Source organism: Bradyrhizobium sp. SZCCHNR1015 (genome assembly GCF_032489875.1).
Classification (GTDB): Bacteria; Pseudomonadota; Alphaproteobacteria; order Rhizobiales; family Xanthobacteraceae; genus Bradyrhizobium.
Genome location: NZ_JAUEYW010000020.1, coordinates 87,477 through 102,230 on the forward strand (window position 1 = coordinate 87,477; position 14,754 = coordinate 102,230).

The 14,754-nt window shown below is 65.1% G+C and carries 13 protein-coding genes; 9 read left to right on the forward strand and 4 right to left on the reverse strand.

The window, feature by feature from the left end; all coding sequences use genetic code 11:
• Positions 1 to 170 precede the first annotated feature (170 nt).
• The gene (locus tag QX128_RS29230) at positions 171 to 1,274 is read right to left on the reverse strand and encodes a lactonase family protein (protein WP_316239244.1); all 1,104 of its coding nucleotides are present in this window, start codon (positions 1,272 to 1,274) and stop codon (positions 171 to 173) included.
• A gap of 464 nt (positions 1,275 to 1,738) precedes the next feature.
• Here QX128_RS29230 and QX128_RS29235 point away from each other — a divergent pair, with 464 nt between their 5' ends.
• The 4 genes from QX128_RS29235 (at position 1,739) to QX128_RS29250 (ending at position 5,309) form a co-directional block, all read left to right on the forward strand.
• Positions 1,739 to 3,133 carry an amidase family protein gene (locus QX128_RS29235; protein ID WP_316239245.1) on the forward strand — a complete coding sequence of 465 codons (1,395 nt, stop codon included), beginning with the start codon at positions 1,739 to 1,741 and terminating at the stop codon, positions 3,131 to 3,133.
• On the forward strand, positions 3,133 to 3,609 hold the full coding sequence (locus QX128_RS29240) for a glutathione peroxidase (protein ID WP_316217648.1): 477 nt from the start codon (positions 3,133 to 3,135) through the stop codon (positions 3,607 to 3,609). The genes QX128_RS29235 and QX128_RS29240 overlap by 1 nt, the downstream gene beginning before the upstream one ends.
• Positions 3,606 to 3,854 (forward strand): DUF3297 family protein, encoded by a 249-nt coding sequence (locus tag QX128_RS29245; RefSeq protein WP_006614234.1) that lies wholly within the window; start codon positions 3,606 to 3,608, stop codon positions 3,852 to 3,854. The genes QX128_RS29240 and QX128_RS29245 overlap by 4 nt, the downstream gene beginning before the upstream one ends.
• A 402-nt stretch (positions 3,855 to 4,256) precedes the next feature.
• Positions 4,257 to 5,309 (forward strand): hypothetical protein, encoded by a 1,053-nt coding sequence (locus QX128_RS29250; protein ID WP_316239246.1) that lies wholly within the window; start codon positions 4,257 to 4,259, stop codon positions 5,307 to 5,309.
• A gap of 93 nt (positions 5,310 to 5,402) precedes the next feature.
• On the opposite strand, the gene QX128_RS29255 is transcribed toward QX128_RS29250, so the two are convergent.
• Positions 5,403 to 6,989, reverse strand: coding sequence for a lipase family alpha/beta hydrolase (locus QX128_RS29255; RefSeq protein ID WP_316239247.1), 1,587 nt, complete (start codon positions 6,987 to 6,989; stop codon positions 5,403 to 5,405).
• A gap of 417 nt (positions 6,990 to 7,406) precedes the next feature.
• Between QX128_RS29255 and QX128_RS29260 the strand changes: the two genes are divergently transcribed.
• Entirely contained in the window at positions 7,407 to 7,823 is a 417-nt protein-coding gene (locus QX128_RS29260; protein WP_316239248.1) for an SRPBCC family protein, read from the forward strand.
• A gap of 899 nt (positions 7,824 to 8,722) precedes the next feature.
• On the opposite strand, the gene QX128_RS29265 is transcribed toward QX128_RS29260, so the two are convergent.
• Together QX128_RS29265 and QX128_RS29270 are read right to left on the reverse strand one after the other, a co-directional pair.
• The gene (locus tag QX128_RS29265; RefSeq protein WP_316177779.1) at positions 8,723 to 10,072 is read right to left on the reverse strand and encodes a malonyl-CoA decarboxylase; all 1,350 of its coding nucleotides are present in this window, start codon (positions 10,070 to 10,072) and stop codon (positions 8,723 to 8,725) included.
• A 126-nt stretch (positions 10,073 to 10,198) separates the two neighbouring features.
• Positions 10,199 to 11,005 carry a helix-turn-helix transcriptional regulator gene (locus QX128_RS29270; RefSeq protein ID WP_316239249.1) on the reverse strand — a complete coding sequence of 269 codons (807 nt, stop codon included), beginning with the start codon at positions 11,003 to 11,005 and terminating at the stop codon, positions 10,199 to 10,201.
• 62 nt (positions 11,006 to 11,067) lie between these two features.
• On the opposite strand from QX128_RS29270, the gene QX128_RS29275 reads away from it, so the two are divergent.
• The 4 genes from QX128_RS29275 (at position 11,068) to QX128_RS29290 (ending at position 14,688) form a co-directional block, all read left to right on the forward strand.
• The gene (locus QX128_RS29275) at positions 11,068 to 12,261 is read left to right on the forward strand and encodes an MFS transporter (RefSeq protein WP_316239250.1); all 1,194 of its coding nucleotides are present in this window, start codon (positions 11,068 to 11,070) and stop codon (positions 12,259 to 12,261) included.
• A 160-nt stretch (positions 12,262 to 12,421) separates the two neighbouring features.
• Entirely contained in the window at positions 12,422 to 13,327 is a 906-nt protein-coding gene (locus QX128_RS29280) for a cysteine rich repeat-containing protein (RefSeq protein WP_316239251.1), read from the forward strand.
• 164 nt (positions 13,328 to 13,491) lie between these two features.
• Positions 13,492 to 13,725 (forward strand): hypothetical protein, encoded by a 234-nt coding sequence (locus QX128_RS29285; protein WP_315805809.1) that lies wholly within the window; start codon positions 13,492 to 13,494, stop codon positions 13,723 to 13,725.
• A 165-nt stretch (positions 13,726 to 13,890) separates the two neighbouring features.
• Positions 13,891 to 14,688: a transporter substrate-binding domain-containing protein gene (locus QX128_RS29290; RefSeq protein WP_316239252.1), complete on the forward strand. Its 798-nt coding sequence runs from the start codon at positions 13,891 to 13,893 to the stop codon at positions 14,686 to 14,688.
• The last annotated feature ends 66 nt before the right edge of the window (positions 14,689 to 14,754 follow it).

The following is a 14,754-nucleotide window of genomic DNA, read 5'->3' on the forward strand; positions in this document are numbered from 1 at the left end:
ATCCGGGCCTCATGGTTCGAGACGCCCGCCTCCGGCGGGCTCCTCACCATGAGGGGAGGCATCACAACGCGGAAGAATTCCTGCCGCACCCTCAGCCCCTCATCCTGAGGAGCCCGCCGGAGGCGGGCGTCTCGAAGGATGGCCGCAACAGCGGTGTTGCAGCCCGCCGGTCACGGCAGGCTGACGAACTCCACCCAGTTCGGCTTCTTGCCGACGGCATGGGACTTGATCTTCTCCAGCGCGCCGCTGGCCGGGTCGATCCGATACACCGTCATCCCGTTCGACACTTCGCCGACGGCGGCGAGGTAGCGCCCGGTGGGATCGATGGCAAAGCCGCGCGGCTGGGTTTCGGTCGGCACGCTGCCGATCGGGCTCAGGCGCCCGCTGGCCGCATCGACCTTGAAGCCGGCAATCGTGTTCGAGCCGCGCTCCGAGGCGTAGAGGAACTTGCCATCGGGCGTCGCATGAAGATCCGCCGCCCAGGGCTTGCCGGTGAAGCCCGAGGGCAGGGCGGTCGTGCGCTGCTGCTCGCTCCAGGTGCCTTTCTCGGCATCATAGGCGTAGACCGCGAGATCAGCGTTGAGCTCGTGCAGAAGGTAGATGAACTTGCCGTTCGGGTGGAAGATGAAGTGCCGCGGCCCGGACTTCTCCGGCGTCTTCACCGTCAGCGCCTCCTTGGCCGTCAGCGTGCCGGTGGCGGCGTCGAAGGCGAAGCCGAGCACCTGGTCGGAGCCGAGATTGGTCGCGAACACGAAGCGGTTGTCGGGCGAGGGCAGGAAGGCATGCGCGTTCAGCCCGGTCGGGATCACCTGGCCAGGTGCGGCGACCACGCCGTTCGGCTGGACCGGATTCACCGCCACCTTGTTGCCGCCATAGGAGGCGCTGAACAGCACCTTGCCGGTGCGGTCGAAGGCGATGTTGGCCATGCTGTCGGCGAGCGGCCCGTTGCCGATGTGGCTGAGCCGCCCGGTCTTGGCGTCGATGGCGAAGCTCTCGGCGACGAATGGCTGTGACCGCACGCCGGCGATGAGCACCCGCTTGTCCGGGCTGACCGCGAGCGGGGTCGACGAGCCCGGCTTCTCCACGCCCACGAAGGCAGCCGTCTGCACCGGGGTCATCTCGCCCGAGGCGGCGTCGAACTTGAACACGCTGATGTCGTTGCTGTCGGCGTTGCCGACATAGGCGTAGGTCTCGGCCTGGCCGGCGCGCGGCGCCAGCGTTGCTGCAGCGGCGAGAACGAAGGTTGCGGCCATGATGGTGCCCGGTCTGATCATCTGTTTCCCCCTTTGTGATGTTGTTGCTTCAGCTCTTAAAGTCGAATGTGAAGCTTGACCAAGCCTGATTCCGGATCGATCGATGCAGGTTGGGTATCGATCGTTCGGGCGTCGCGTCGAGGCATCCAGGCCTCATGGTTCGAGACGCCCGCCTGGGGCGGGCTCCTCACCATGAGGATTTGGTCGCGAGGCCGGCGCGGCACATTGACCATGAGCAGCTCGCTCATCATGAGGGGAGGCATTGCAATGTGCCGCGAACATTCGGCGGCACACCCTCAACCCTCGTCTTGAGGAGCCCGCCGCAGGCGGGCGTCTCGAAGGACGGCCGCGGGCACGGCTGCTCTGCAACATGAGCGTGAGACGCAGGCCAGCGGGACCGCGCTTGTGCATGGCCACCTCGCCTGGCGCGGCTTTCTCCGTGCTCTCCGTCGCGCTAAGAACGCGAGACCACCACGGAGCTTCCCATGACCGATCTCTGGCGCCTGCCGGCTGCCGATCTTGCCGCCCTCATCAAGTCGAAACAGGTCTCCGCCCGCGAGGCCGCGACATCCGCGCTGGCGCGGCTCGATGCGGTGAACCCCGCGATCAACGCCGTGATCGATCACCGTCCAGACGAGGTTCTGAAACAGGCCGACGCCATCGACGCCCGGCTGGCGAACGGCGAGGATCCGGGGCCGCTCGCCGGCGTGCCAGTGACGATCAAGGTCAATGTCGACCAGACAGGCTTCGCCACCACCAACGGCCTCAATCTGCAGAAGGACGCGATCGCCTCGGCCCACAATCCGGTCGTCAACAACTTCGTCAAGGCCGGCGCCGTGCTGCTCGGCCGCACCAACACGCCTGCGGTGTCGTATCGCTGGTTCACCAGCAACCTCATCCATGGCCACACCAGGAATCCCCGCGACCCCGGCATCACCCCGGGCGGCTCCTCCGGCGGCGCCGGCGCGGCGACCGCCGCCGGCATCGGCCATATCGGCCACGGCACCGATATCGCCGGCTCGGTGCGCTATCCCGCCTACGCCTGCGGCATCCACGGCCTGCGCCCGACGGTCGGCCGCATCCCCGCCTTCAACACCTGCCTGCCGGAGCGCCCGATCGGCCCGCAGATCAGCGCCGTCTCCGGCCCGCTCGCCCGCACGGTCAACGACGTCAGGATCGCGCTCGCAGCGATGTCGGCGCGCGACGTCCGCGACGTCTGGTGGATGCCGGTGCCGCTCGAGGGCCCTCCCTTGCCGAAGCGCGTCACGCTCTGCGTCAACCCCGACGGCCTCAACCCGGTGCCGGAAGTCGTCGCCGCGCTGCGCGATGCCGCCAGGCGGCTCGAAGCCGCCGGCTGGGCCGTCGAGGAGATCGCGGACACGCCGCCGCTGCAGGAGGCCGCGCTGCTGCAGACCCGGCTCTGGCTCGGCGACGGCTACGAGGCGCAGCTCGCCGCAGCCGAGAAGGAAGGCGATCCCGGCGCGCTGGCCTGCCTGCGCGGCGTCAGTGACAAGGTTCATCCGTTCGACCTCTCGGCGACGCTGGCCCGCCGCGCCGCGCTGACCCGGCAATGGCTCCTTTTCATGGAGCAGCATCCGCTGCTGCTGATGCCGGTCTCCGGCATGCTGCCGTTCGCCGACCAGCTCGACCGCAAGGACGAGGAGTCGTTCAGGCAGGTCTGGCATGCCCAGCTCACGCAGATCGCCATTCCCTTCTTCGGCCTGCCGGGCCTGACGGTCTCGACCGGCATGGTCGGCCGCGTGCCGGTCGGCGTCCAACTCGTCGGCCAGCGCTTTCGCGAGGACATGTGCCTCGCCGCGGGCGAGGCCATCGAGGCCGGCGGCACGCCGCCGTCACCGATCGATCCGGTGCTGGGCTGATGGCCAGCATCTACGATTTCACCGCGACCTCGCTGAAGGGCGAGGAGGTGCCGCTGCAGCGCTTCGAGGGCCAAGTGCTCCTGATCGTCAACACCGCGAGCGCCTGCGGCTTCACGCCGCAATATCGCGGCCTGGAGGCGCTGCACCGCGCCTATGCGGACAGGGGCTTTGCCGTGCTCGGTTTTCCCTGTAACCAGTTCGGCGCCCAGGAGCCCGGCACGGCCGAGGAGATCGGCGCGTTCTGCGCCGGCAAGTACGACGTCACCTTCCCGCTGTTTGCGAAGATCGACGTCAACGGCGCCGACGCGCACCCGCTGTACAGGTTCCTGAAGGGCGAGAAGACGGGCCTGTTGGGCTCGGCGATCAAATGGAATTTCACCAAATTCCTGGTCGATCGCACCGGCCACGTGGCATCGCGCCACGCGCCGACCACCACGCCCGAGGCGCTGAAGAAAGAGATCGAGGCACTGCTGTGAGCGACAACGAGACCTTCACCTTCCCCGACCGTCTCTCGGTCGATCCGAAGAGCCCCTATTACAACGCGGAGATCCTGTCGCGCGACGTCGGCATCCGCTTCAAGGGCGCCGAGAAGACCAATGTCGAGGAATACTGCATCAGCGAAGGCTGGATCCGCGTCGCCGCCGGCACCGCCAAGGACCGCCACGGCAACCCGCTGACCATCAAGGTGCATGGGCCGGTCGAGCCGTATTTCAAGGATTGAGGATAGGGTCGAGCGCCGCCTCTTGCGCCCGTCCTCAAGTCTGAGGCATCGGCCCCTCAACGATCGTCCGCCCTCAGGATGGGGCACCCTGCCAACCCCATCGTCATGCCCGGGCTCGTCCCGGGCATCCACGTCGGCCTTCTGGGCTCGGACGTGGATGGCCGGGACAAGCCCGGCCATGACGAGTGGAGAGAGCGTGAGCCAACGAGGGCACGGCGCCCGGCGCCAAACAGCAACCCTTCACTCAAAAACATGAGCGACGCTCAGAATTTTCTTGAACGTCGCTCAAGTTCCGTTAGACTACCCCCTGTTCGCACCGGCATCCGCGTATCGCGACGCGCAACGCAATAGCGTTCGCGCGAACGCCACGGGCATGTCCGGCGCGCCCATGAGGTGACGACCATGTCCTATTCCGACCACGATCTCCGTGCTGCCGAAACTGCCGGCGCGATCGGTCCCGACGAGCTGCAGCGCCTGCTCGCCTTCCTGCACCAGCGCGTCGCAACGGCAGCGCCCCGCGCCCAATTCGATGCCGCGCATCTGCTCTGGTACGCCGGCGCGCTGATCGTGATCGGCGCGATGGGCCTGTTCTCGACGGTGGCGTTCTCGCAGCTGGGCGGCCGCGCGCTGACCGCCTGCGCGCTCGCTTACGCCGCCGCTTTCGGTCTCGCCGGCAACCACCTCTGGCGCCGCGACCTGCGCGTCCCCGGCGGCCTGCTGATCGCGATCGCCGTGTCGATGGCGCCGCTCGCCGTCTACGGCATGCAGGAGGAGCTCGGCTGGTGGGGCAGGTTCGGCAAGCCCGGCACGGTTCAGGACTTCTACGTCTGGATCAAGGGCAGCTGGCTGTTCATGGAGCTCGCCACCCTCGCGGCCGGCGCGATCGCGCTACGCTTCTATCGCGTGCCCTTCATCGTCGCGATCATCTCGGTCGCGCTGTGGTTCATGTCGATGGACCTCACGCCCTGGATCTTCAACGTCAGCCACATCGACTGGGAGATGCGCCGCATCGTCTCGATCTGGTTCGGCCTCGGCATTCTCGCGGTCGCCTGGACCGTCGACTACGCCAGCCGTAGCCGCGACTTCGGCTTCTGGCTGCACCTGTTCGGCCTGATGGCCTTCTGGGGCGGCATCAGCGCCACCGAGGGCGCGACCGAGCTCGGCAAGGCGGTCTACTGCCTGCTGAACGTCGGCCTGCTCGCGGTCGCCGTCATCATCGTCCGCCGCGCCTACGCCGTGTTCGGCGCCATCGGCATCACGATGTATCTCGGCCATCTCGCCGACGTCGTCTTCAAGAACTCGCTGCTGTTTCCGTTCGCACTGTCGCTGATCGGCGTTGCGGTGGTCGCGGCGGGTCTGGCGTATCACCGGAAGCAGAAGGTGATTGCGGCGTGGCTGGCAGCCAATCTGCCGGCGGCGGCGCTGAGGTTGCGGCCGCAGGACGTGATGGGGTGATTGATCGAATAAGCCGCTGCCGTTGGTATGGTTTGTGCGCTGGCAGCCTTGGTCTGAAGATCATAGACAATTCTAGAAAGGCTTAAGCGACTCTCATATCGCTCTAATCAATCCGACAATTAGGATGGCCCCCAAAGAGAAAAGCAAAGCCGTTGGCGATAGCGATACGATTGCACTCGTAAGACTTTCCCACTTCGAGTAGAGGCAATAAGCCGTCCCGAATGCAATTGATGATGCAACGCCAAAAGAAACGTAGGGCGCAAAGCGAGATAGAAACGCAAATCGCGGATTCGGCTTGTTTTTCTGTAACTCTCGGTCCTGGCTCCGATTGATCTGGTCCGTCATTAAGGACCGGATCAGGGGCCCAATGTTAGTTTCAGTCAATGCCTTGCTGTGTCCGCCGTCGTGGTAAAAGACTTCTAAGGTTCTCTCGTCCTTAAAATCAAATCCATGAAAGCCGGCAGACCCCACATCTCGCATCCCGAGGCCTCTTAGCGCGCTGCAAAGAATTCCGACCGGGAAGTCGCGATTCGCGCGGTCATTGCGCAACAACTCGACTTGACTTCTGGCAAATACCTTCTGCCAATCGTACGTGCGTGGTAACACGCTGCCCACTAGAATCACGCGTCTAAAGCACATGCCAGACACTCGCTGCAGAGACCGGCCTAGCAAGTATGTGCCGTTGCTATGCCCAAGGAAGCGGAAATCTGCATCCGGATATCGAGCGTAGTAGTAACTATAGGCGTCTTTGAACCAGTTGATCTTGCGCTTGCGCAACACCGGGATCACGAAGTCAACCGCTGGGAGATAGCCGTACGAGGCGGTCACTATTTCGGCATTGGGGTGACTTTCTTCAATGTGACCCCTGGCCTGCTCGACCCATTCACTGTTGTTGGCTCGGATGCCGTGCAAAAGGAAGACCACATGGGTAACCATCTTTTTGGCCGGCGCTGGCTTAGTTTCAAATGTATCTAAGAAGGCGCTGCGTATGAGCTTATAATGGGATTCTTGATCTGCGCTCCTGTCGAACCGATGGAGATTCAAGTGGTTCGCGCCGGGAATTTCAATTTCTTCGGCGTTTGGAAACTGAATTACATCTATGCTGTCTGCTCGTGACACGATGCCATCTTTTGTGCCGAGCACCTGCACGACGGCCGGCGCATCGTCTCCCAGCTTTCGAAAATGCTTTATCCACTGGATACGAAGATCGGCAATAAAGTCGGATCCGACTTCAAGTTCCTTGTGTAGCTGGATCAGGGGACCGAACGGTCGAAGCGCTACGTAGAGAAAACGCAAGGCATGGAGATTTTCAGGATTCCATCCGCGGTTTATGGAGGCAAACAAAACGAAGCGTCTGACGTGAATACACCACTTGTCTTTGTGTTGGTAGTCTTCAAAGATTCCAGAGCCGAGCAAATAAGCTTGGCGTACGAGCACGCCACCAAAACTATGACCTACAAGAGTTATTTCGTCGAAGGGGCCTTTTGTGCGCCAGACATTGTCAATGGCGGCTCTCAGATCTATTGCGTAGGTTTCGGGCCTTTTGCGCCAGGCATGGTGATGCCATTCGAGCCATGTCGAGCCGGCAAGCTCAGGTTCCTTCTGCAGCCGCTGTTTCAGGGGAAGCCAGTGCTTCATGAATGCGAAGATGCCCGGCACCACTACGATTAGTTTCTTCATCTGGCGCCTCACAATGGGCTGACAAAATCTCGCGCCGGTTCAACTGCGTCGACACCTGCGGTGTCGGCTCCCAAAAGCATACTGTGTTGCTTGACCATGAGTGGACTTGATCTGCGTCAACTAAAGGTTGCTTCTGCTGCGAGGCGACGGCGATGGGAACAACACATTGACAGTGCACAAAACTCCTCGTCGAGTGCGCTGATCAAAGCGAGGCTGGCCGCAGCGAGAAATTTTGGGTCCGGATCTCGGGCGCCAACAGCCGCCAGACCCGCCCCGCAGACCGCGGACATCCGCTCTTTCATTTTTCGACGCATCGAGCGCTCGGGATGTCGGGACCGGCCAGTCTCGATCGTCCTTTGACCGACACCACTCCCTGCACACATGCAGCGAGCCGTTATCGAGCCAGGAGCAATATCCATGCGCATCACCGTCGAAACCACCGTCGCCGCCCCGATCGATCAGGTCTGGCTTGCCTATACGACGCCGGCCGACATCGTGAAATGGAACGCGGCCTCCGACGACTGGCATACGACCAAGGCGACGGTCGACCTGAGAGAGGGCGGCGCGTTCTCGTCGCGGATGGAGGCGAAGAACGGCAGCATGGGCTTCGACTTCGCGGGCACCTACACCAAGATCGTCGAGCACAAGCTGATCGAATACGCCTTCGGCGACCGGAGGGCCGAGGTCCACTTCGAGCCCGGCCCGAATGGCGTCGTCGTTCGCGTCGCCTTCGATGCCGAAACGATCCATTCAGTCGAGCAGCAGCAGGGTGGCTGGCAGGCCATTCTCGACAGCTTCGCGCGGCACGTGGAGGCGAAACGCAAGACGTCGTGAGGACAAGGGGGCCGTGGTCCCGACGGGCGCCACGAACGGCGCCCGAATCTTTCGCCTTGACAAATTCCGAAAATCAGCAATATTGTGCGCATCCTGCCTCATCGCAGAGGGGCGTACGCGTCGTCACGAACGTCGGGGCAGGGATGCGGTGGCTGTGAGGATGTCGGCAGACGACCGGCGTCCTTGCGGACGGAGAAGTCGTGTGGTCCTGGCCTCTCGACGCTGAGGTCAAGTCTGCGTTGTTGCTTGACGGCACGCGCGGGCGATGGGGGCAAGAAAGCCCGATCCCCAGGGAGAGCACGAAGGACACCGTAAAAACCATCGCGCAGGGAAGGCCGGAATGCACCGGTCGTACCTGTGGTTCCTGCCCCGTGCACTATTTCACGCACGGGGGCCATGGGTTGCGGCCAGCACCCGGTCTTCCCTGCGCCCTCTGTTTTGATCGGAGGGACATGCTTCGCAGCAACTTGGGCGCCATGCGCCGCGAGGATGTTGGCGCACGTCCCCAAGCTGTTTGAGATGTGAAAGCGGTTTTCCCACAGCGTCGTCCCGGCGAACGCCGGGACCCATACGCCGCGGCGGATGTTGGGCGCGAGCAGGTCATGACGAGCCTGCCTCAAACGGCTGCCGGTGGTTATGGGTCCCGGCGTTCGCCGGGACGACAGCGGTGTTTGAGGCGTGAGCACGCCATCTCACCACGCGTCATTGCGAGCGCAGCGACGTGTCCGCCGAAGCCCGGCGGGCGTAGGCGGAAGCAATCCAGGGCGACGCGCGAGACTCTGGATTGCTTCGGCGCAAGGGCGCCTCGCAATGACGGAGTTTGGAGTGGGCGGCGTGCCTCGAGCCAATGGGCTTCAAGACGCCAACAGCGGACGCGATCGAACGCGTCCGTGCAATCCCTACGACGACAACCTCATATCCAGCAGCCGCCGGCCTTCGCCGCGCAGCAGCTTCTTCACCGCGCTGGAGGCGACGACCTCGCCGTCATTGGCGTAGGCCTCGTGGTTCTTCTCGATGTCCTCGAGCCGATACAGGTAGTTCACCATCACGGTCGCGGATTCGCGCTGGCCCTTGGAGGAGAGGTCGCCGAGCCAGTTGATGCGCTCGAGTCTGGCGCCATTGCCGAGGTGGAAGCGGGCGACGGGATCGATCACCTTGCCCTTCGACGTGCGCGCTTTGAGGAAGTAGTGCGCGGCGAGCGGCTCGATCACCGGGCGCAGCTCGGCGGTCATCTCGGCATCCTCGACCCAGCGCGGCTCGTTCAGCAGCTTGAGCACGTTGCGATCCTCTTCGGTCGCATCGGGGGTCGACTTCAGCCAGTTCATGAAGCCGGGCACCGGCGACAGCGTGACGAAGGTGTCGAGCTTCGGCAGCTCGCGGCGGAGCTCCTCGACCACCTGCTTGATCAGGAAGTTGCCGAACGAGATGCCGCCGAGGCCACGCTGGGTGTTGGAGATCGAATAGAACACGGCGGTACGGGCGCGGTCGGCGGGCACCGGCGGACGGTCGACCGCGAGCAGCGGCGCGATGGCGCCGGGGATGGTCTCGGTCAGCGCGATCTCGACGAAGATCAAGGGCGCGTCGGGCATCGCCGGATGGAAGAAGGCGTAGCAGCGGCGATCGACCGGATCGATGCGGCGGCGCAGGTCGTCCCAGTCGTGGATCTCGTGCACCGCCTCGTAGCGGATGATCTGCTCCAGAATGTTCGCCGGCGTCGACCAGTCGATCTTACGCAGCACGAGAAACCCCCTGTTGAACCATGAGCTCAAGAGATGCACGACGTCGCGATCGAGCGCGGCGAGTTCCGGATTGCCCTTGATGAGATCCAGGAGATCGGTGCGCATCGCCACCAGTTCGGGCGTGCCGCCCGGCGCGCGGTTGAGCCGGCGGATCAATTCCTGCCGGCGCGGCTCGGAGGCGAAATGCAGCGCGCTCGCGCCTTCGTCCGACGGTGCCGCGCGCCAATCATCGATCGCCTTGGCGAGCTTGGCCTTGTCGGGCCCGAAATCATGCACCAGCGCGGTGAAGAACGCCTTGCGGCCCTCGGGGTCGAGATCGTGATAGCCGTCGAGCACGTCGCGGGCCATCGCCGTGCCCGAGGCCTCGCCGGCGCCGGACACCAGCGCCTCGCACAGCTCGGCCAGGCTTTTCGCATCATGCTTGTCGGTAGGGGCGCCGCCGCCGCGCAGCAGCGTCCGGCCTCGCTCGGAAATTGTGGTGATCAGGTCGGTGAAAAAGGCATTGGCCATCTGATGTCAGTCGAATCCCGGAGCGTGATGAGGGCGATGTTACATGGATTTATGGCAAAGCTGGCGACATTCAAACATAACAAATCGTCAACGCCGCCGTCGCGGCGTGCATATGCGGCCGGCGTCTCATGCACCTGTCTGCTCCGCGAATTCGGTCGGAGTGCGGCCGGTGACCTGCCTGAAGGCATGCGAAAATGCCGGCACGCTGGCATAGCCGAGATCGGCGGCGAGCTGCTTGACGGAGAGCTGACGGTCGGTGGACAGCCGCTCGATCGCGGCGGCGATCCGGGCGCGCTGGCACCACGCCTTGAAGCTCAGCCGCGTCTCCGCCGCGAACAGCCGCGACAGAGTGCGGGCCGAGCTGCCGACCTTGCCGGCCAGGGTCGCCAGATCCTCCTCGCTCGCGGGCGAGGCGAGGACGAGCTGGGCAGCACGCCGCGCGCGTGGGTCCTGCGGCAGGGGGATGAAGGTCGAGGAATCCTCGGCACGGCGCAGCTCGAGCAGCGCGAGTCGCACCAGCAGCGCGGTGCGCGCAGGGTCGCCGTCGGCGGCGAACAGCGCCAGGATCGCCTGGTGCAGCAGCGGCGAGACCTGCACCACGAACTCGCGGTCAAGCGGAACGCCGCGCGATTCCCGCGTGAGCCAGTCCTGCTCGAAATACAGCGTGCGCATCTGGCTGTCGGCCAGCATGTCGATGGCATGGCCGTGACGCGCCGGAACCCAGACGGCGCGGTCCGGCGGCACCAGCCAGCGTCCGCGCGGCGTCGTCACCTGCATCGTGCCGCGCGAGGCGTAGATCAACTGGGATTCGCGGTGCATGTGCGGATCGAGCCGGGCGCCCTTGTGATAGAGGCGCGCGATCAGGTGGACGCCGGGCTCGGTGGTCACCCGGTCGGCGCCGAGCGGCTTCAATGGCGTGTCCACGATGGTCATTGGCGGCTTCTCGTTGGTCGCGTCGACTATAACCGATCTGTCAGGAATCGAGGACAGCTCCCATGAACAGCCCCCGCCGCGTCATCGGCTTCGTCAACGCGGCCCATTTCATCGACCACTATGCGATGCTGATCTTCGCAGCTGCGGTCATCATCATGGGCCCCGCGCTCGGCATGGCCTATGCGGACCTGCTGCCCTATGCGACGCCGGGATTCATCGCCTTCGGCGCCGGCTCGCTGCTGACCGGCTGGCTCGGCGACCGCTGGAGCCGGCGGCACATGATGCTGATCTTCTACATCGGCATCGGGCTGTCGATGATCTCGGTCGGCCTGGTGCAGACGCCGTGGCAGCTCGGCGCGGCGCTGCTCGCGATCGGCCTGTTCGCCTCGATCTACCATCCGGTGGGAACCGCGATGCTGGTGTCCTATGCCGACCGGCTCGGCCGCGACATGGGGCTGAACGGCGTGTTCGGAAATCTCGGCGTCGCCTCGTCGGCGCTGGTCACCGGCGTGGTCGGGCAGTATCTCGGCTGGCGCTTCGCCTTCATCGTGCCCGGCGTGATCACGGTCGGCATCGGCGCGGTGTTCGCGCTGGCGGTCGCGCATGAGGACCGCCGCGGATCGAAGCAGGCGGCGGCGCAGGCCCGCGTCGCGCGCGATCAGATGTGGCGCGTGTTGCTGGCGCTGCTGCTGGTGGTGATCGCGATCTCGACGACGTTCAACGCGATCACCGTGGCGCTGCCAAAACTGTTCGCGGAGCGGCTGGCGGGGCTGACGCAGAGCCCGGCGCTGCTCGGCGTGATCGCGGCCGGCGTCTACGTGTTCGGCGCCATGACGCAGTATACGATCGGGCGGCTGCTCGACCGCCACGCGCTGAAGACGATCGCGCTGCCGCTGTCGCTGGTGCTGGCGCCGCTCTTGTATCTGGCCGCCGATGCGCGCGACTGGGCGCTGATCCTGGCCTCGATCGGCATCGTCATGGGCGCGTTCGGGCAGGTCACCGTCAACGACGCGATGGTCGGCAAGTACACCGCCGAGGAGTGGCGCTCGCGCGCCTATGCCGTGCGTTATTTCATCGGCTTCACCGCGGCCGGCGCCTCGGTCGGCCTGGTCGCCTGGCTGTATGAGCACGGCGGCTTCGTCACCATGCTGCAGGCCTTCGCCGCGCTCTGCCTGGTCGCGGTCATCGCCGTGCTGATCCTGCCGCCGGAGCTTCCGGCGGTGCAGCCGGCGCTGCGGGAGGCCCCGGCGGAGTGAGGATGCGATCCACCCAAATTTTCCCAATTGCCAGGCCTGCGCCGACGGCGCAGCCTGGGCCGATATGCGCGCGCTCATACTGACGAGACCTGATGGCCACCCTGCGGCGACTGCGGTGGCGACAAGAAATTGAGGCAGGACACCATTTGAGGATCGATCGATGATCAATCGCTTCAGGAGACTGCTGGTGCTCGGGATGGCCGCGGCGGCCAGCCTCGCAGCAACGCAGGCGCTGGCGCAGAGCGATGCGCAGCGCAACGCGATCAAGTCGGCATGCCGGTCGGACTACATGTCGAAATGCGCGAGCGTGCCGCCCGGCGGTACGGCGGCGTTCCAATGCCTGCAGAAGAACATCGCGAGCCTGTCCTCAGCTTGCCAGACGGCGGTCAAGGCGCTCGAGCCTGCCGCGGAGGCAAGGCCTCCGGCAGAGGCCAAGCCTGTCGTGGAGGCCAAGCCGGCTTCGGCGCCACCGGCCGCGAGCGCACCGGTCGCCGCCGAGGCGAGCAGGCCTTCCGCCGAACCTCCAAAGGCTGCGGCGCAGCCGGCCGTGCCCGTCCAGGCCATTCCTGCCCCGCCCGTCTCGGCGGCGGCCAAGCCGGCTGCGTCGGCGCCTGCGGGCAAGCCGAGCGAGGCGCAGGTTGCCGCGATCAGAACTGCCTGCGGCTCCGATTACCGCAAGGTCTGCAGCAGCGTGCCGCCGGGCGGCGCGGCGGCACTGCAGTGCCTGGAGCAGAACAAGGTCAGAGTGTCCGGCCCCTGCGCTCAGGCGATGGCGTCTTCGAGCGGCGGCGTCACGCCGAGCGGGGCATCGACGGCGACCGCGGCTGTTGCCCGGCCCGCGGCGACAACCCCCGCTGCACCGGCGGCGCCCGCGCTGGTGTTGCGACCGCTGCGGCCGCTCGAGGAGTTGCGCATCGTGAGGGCCGCCTGCGGCGCGGACGCGCGGGCGTTGTGCAGCGGCATCGAGCCGGGCGGCGGCCGGATCGCGCAGTGCCTCGCGGCCAATGCCGGTGCGCTGACACCTGGTTGCAAGGGCATGCTCGCGCAGTTTGCGGCCAATCGCTGATGCAGGGCGGCTGTCGCCGTTCACGGTTACCACTGCAGCGCATGCGGGGATGCACAGGAGAGCGAATCCACCCAAATTGTCCCAATTGTCGGGTGGGGACGTCCCAGGCAAGGTCGCAACAGGGTGGATATTTGACCAATCAGATCATGATCAGGAGTTTGAAGATGAGCGCCATTCTTTCACGTGCCATTATTTCCACGCTGTGCGGATTGTTCATCCTGGCGGTAATGCCGTTCGTGTCGATGTCGGATGCCAACGCCGTGGTCTGCGCACGCGGCGTCGTGCGAGCCGGCTGCGCCGGTGCGGCGGGCGCCGTGGTGGTTCGCAAGCCGCCGGTGGCGGCTGCGGCGTGCCGCACGGTGATCGTCAATGGCGTCGCGGTTCGGCGCTGCGTTTAAGCGACGCTTAATTGGTTTTCGGTATCGAGTTATTTGAAACCGTAATTGCGACGCGCAAGTTTTGCGCGTCGCATGCTGCTTTGCGCAAGCGAGGTAAGCTGTATTTAACGGTGCTCCCGGCAAGGTGCGGCTCGTATCCAACTTGCAATTCGATGGGAGAGGGCCATGGCGTTTTGGCGCTGGCTGCGTGACGCAGCCCTGGCAGCTGCGGTAGTCACGTTTGCCGGCAACGCCGCCGGCGCAGCCGGCTTGAAGGAAGAAATCGCGCCGACCGGCAAGCTTCGCGTCGCCATCGCCGTCGGCGCCGCCGGCGGGGCGTTCTGGTGCGTCAAGTCGGACAGCGGCTATTCAGGCGTTCCGGTCGAACTGGGCAAGGCCATGGCCGCGCAGGTCGGTGTGCCCGTCGAATTCGTCGAGCACCCGAATTCCAATGCGATCACCGAAGATGCTGCGCGGGGCATCTGGGATGTGGCCTTCATGCCGAAGGACGCGGAGCGCGAAACCAAGGTCTCGTTCGGTCCGGTCTACGATTCGGTCGAGACCACCTTCATCGTCCGCGCCGGTCTCGACGTCGCCAACATCGCGGCGCTGGACCAGGCCGGCACCGAGGTTGCGGCCATCAACGATACGACCGTGATGCGCGGCGCCAAGGCCTTCCTGAAGAAGGCGACCGTCACCGGCTTCAAGTCCTACGAGGAAGTCCATGCGCTGCTCAGCGCGGGCGAGATCGACGCGCTCGCGCTGGCGCGCGATCAACTGAATCTCATCGCCAAGCAGATTCCCGGCACCAAGGTGCTGGCCGAGACCTTCAAGAAGACGGACACCGCGGTCGCGGTGCCGCTGAAGCATCCGCAGTCGCTGGCTTTCGTCACCAAGTTCATGACGGAGTCCAAGGCGAACGGTCTGCTCAAGAAGGCCTACGGCGCCAACAATCTGAGCGAGTCGACGCTGCTCACCCAGTAAGCGCACCGACGCTGCCTGCCGGACTCTCCCGCGCCACGGGGGGGAGCCGTCGTCTCAGCCGGGCTC

Excerpts from the sequence above, each read along its gene's own strand:
- QX128_RS29265 (WP_316177779.1), bottom strand. The coding sequence starts at position 10,072 with ATGGCCAATGCCTTTTTCACCGACCTGATCACCACAATTTCCGAGCGA.
- QX128_RS29240 (WP_316217648.1), top strand. The coding sequence starts at position 3,133 with ATGGCCAGCATCTACGATTTCACCGCGACCTCGCTGAAGGGCGAGGAG.
- QX128_RS29230 (WP_316239244.1), bottom strand. The coding sequence starts at position 1,274 with ATGATCAGACCGGGCACCATCATGGCCGCAACCTTCGTTCTCGCCGCT.
- QX128_RS29270 (WP_316239249.1), bottom strand. The coding sequence starts at position 11,005 with ATGACCATCGTGGACACGCCATTGAAGCCGCTCGGCGCCGACCGGGTG.
- QX128_RS29255 (WP_316239247.1), bottom strand. The coding sequence starts at position 6,989 with ATGAAGAAACTAATCGTAGTGGTGCCGGGCATCTTCGCATTCATGAAG.
- QX128_RS29285 (WP_315805809.1), top strand. The coding sequence starts at position 13,492 with ATGAGCGCCATTCTTTCACGTGCCATTATTTCCACGCTGTGCGGATTG.
- QX128_RS29290 (WP_316239252.1), top strand. The coding sequence starts at position 13,891 with ATGGCGTTTTGGCGCTGGCTGCGTGACGCAGCCCTGGCAGCTGCGGTA.
- QX128_RS29235 (WP_316239245.1), top strand. The coding sequence starts at position 1,739 with ATGACCGATCTCTGGCGCCTGCCGGCTGCCGATCTTGCCGCCCTCATC.
- QX128_RS29280 (WP_316239251.1), top strand. The coding sequence starts at position 12,422 with ATGATCAATCGCTTCAGGAGACTGCTGGTGCTCGGGATGGCCGCGGCG.
- QX128_RS29260 (WP_316239248.1), top strand. The coding sequence starts at position 7,407 with ATGCGCATCACCGTCGAAACCACCGTCGCCGCCCCGATCGATCAGGTC.
- QX128_RS29275 (WP_316239250.1), top strand. The coding sequence starts at position 11,068 with ATGAACAGCCCCCGCCGCGTCATCGGCTTCGTCAACGCGGCCCATTTC.
- QX128_RS29250 (WP_316239246.1), top strand. The coding sequence starts at position 4,257 with ATGTCCTATTCCGACCACGATCTCCGTGCTGCCGAAACTGCCGGCGCG.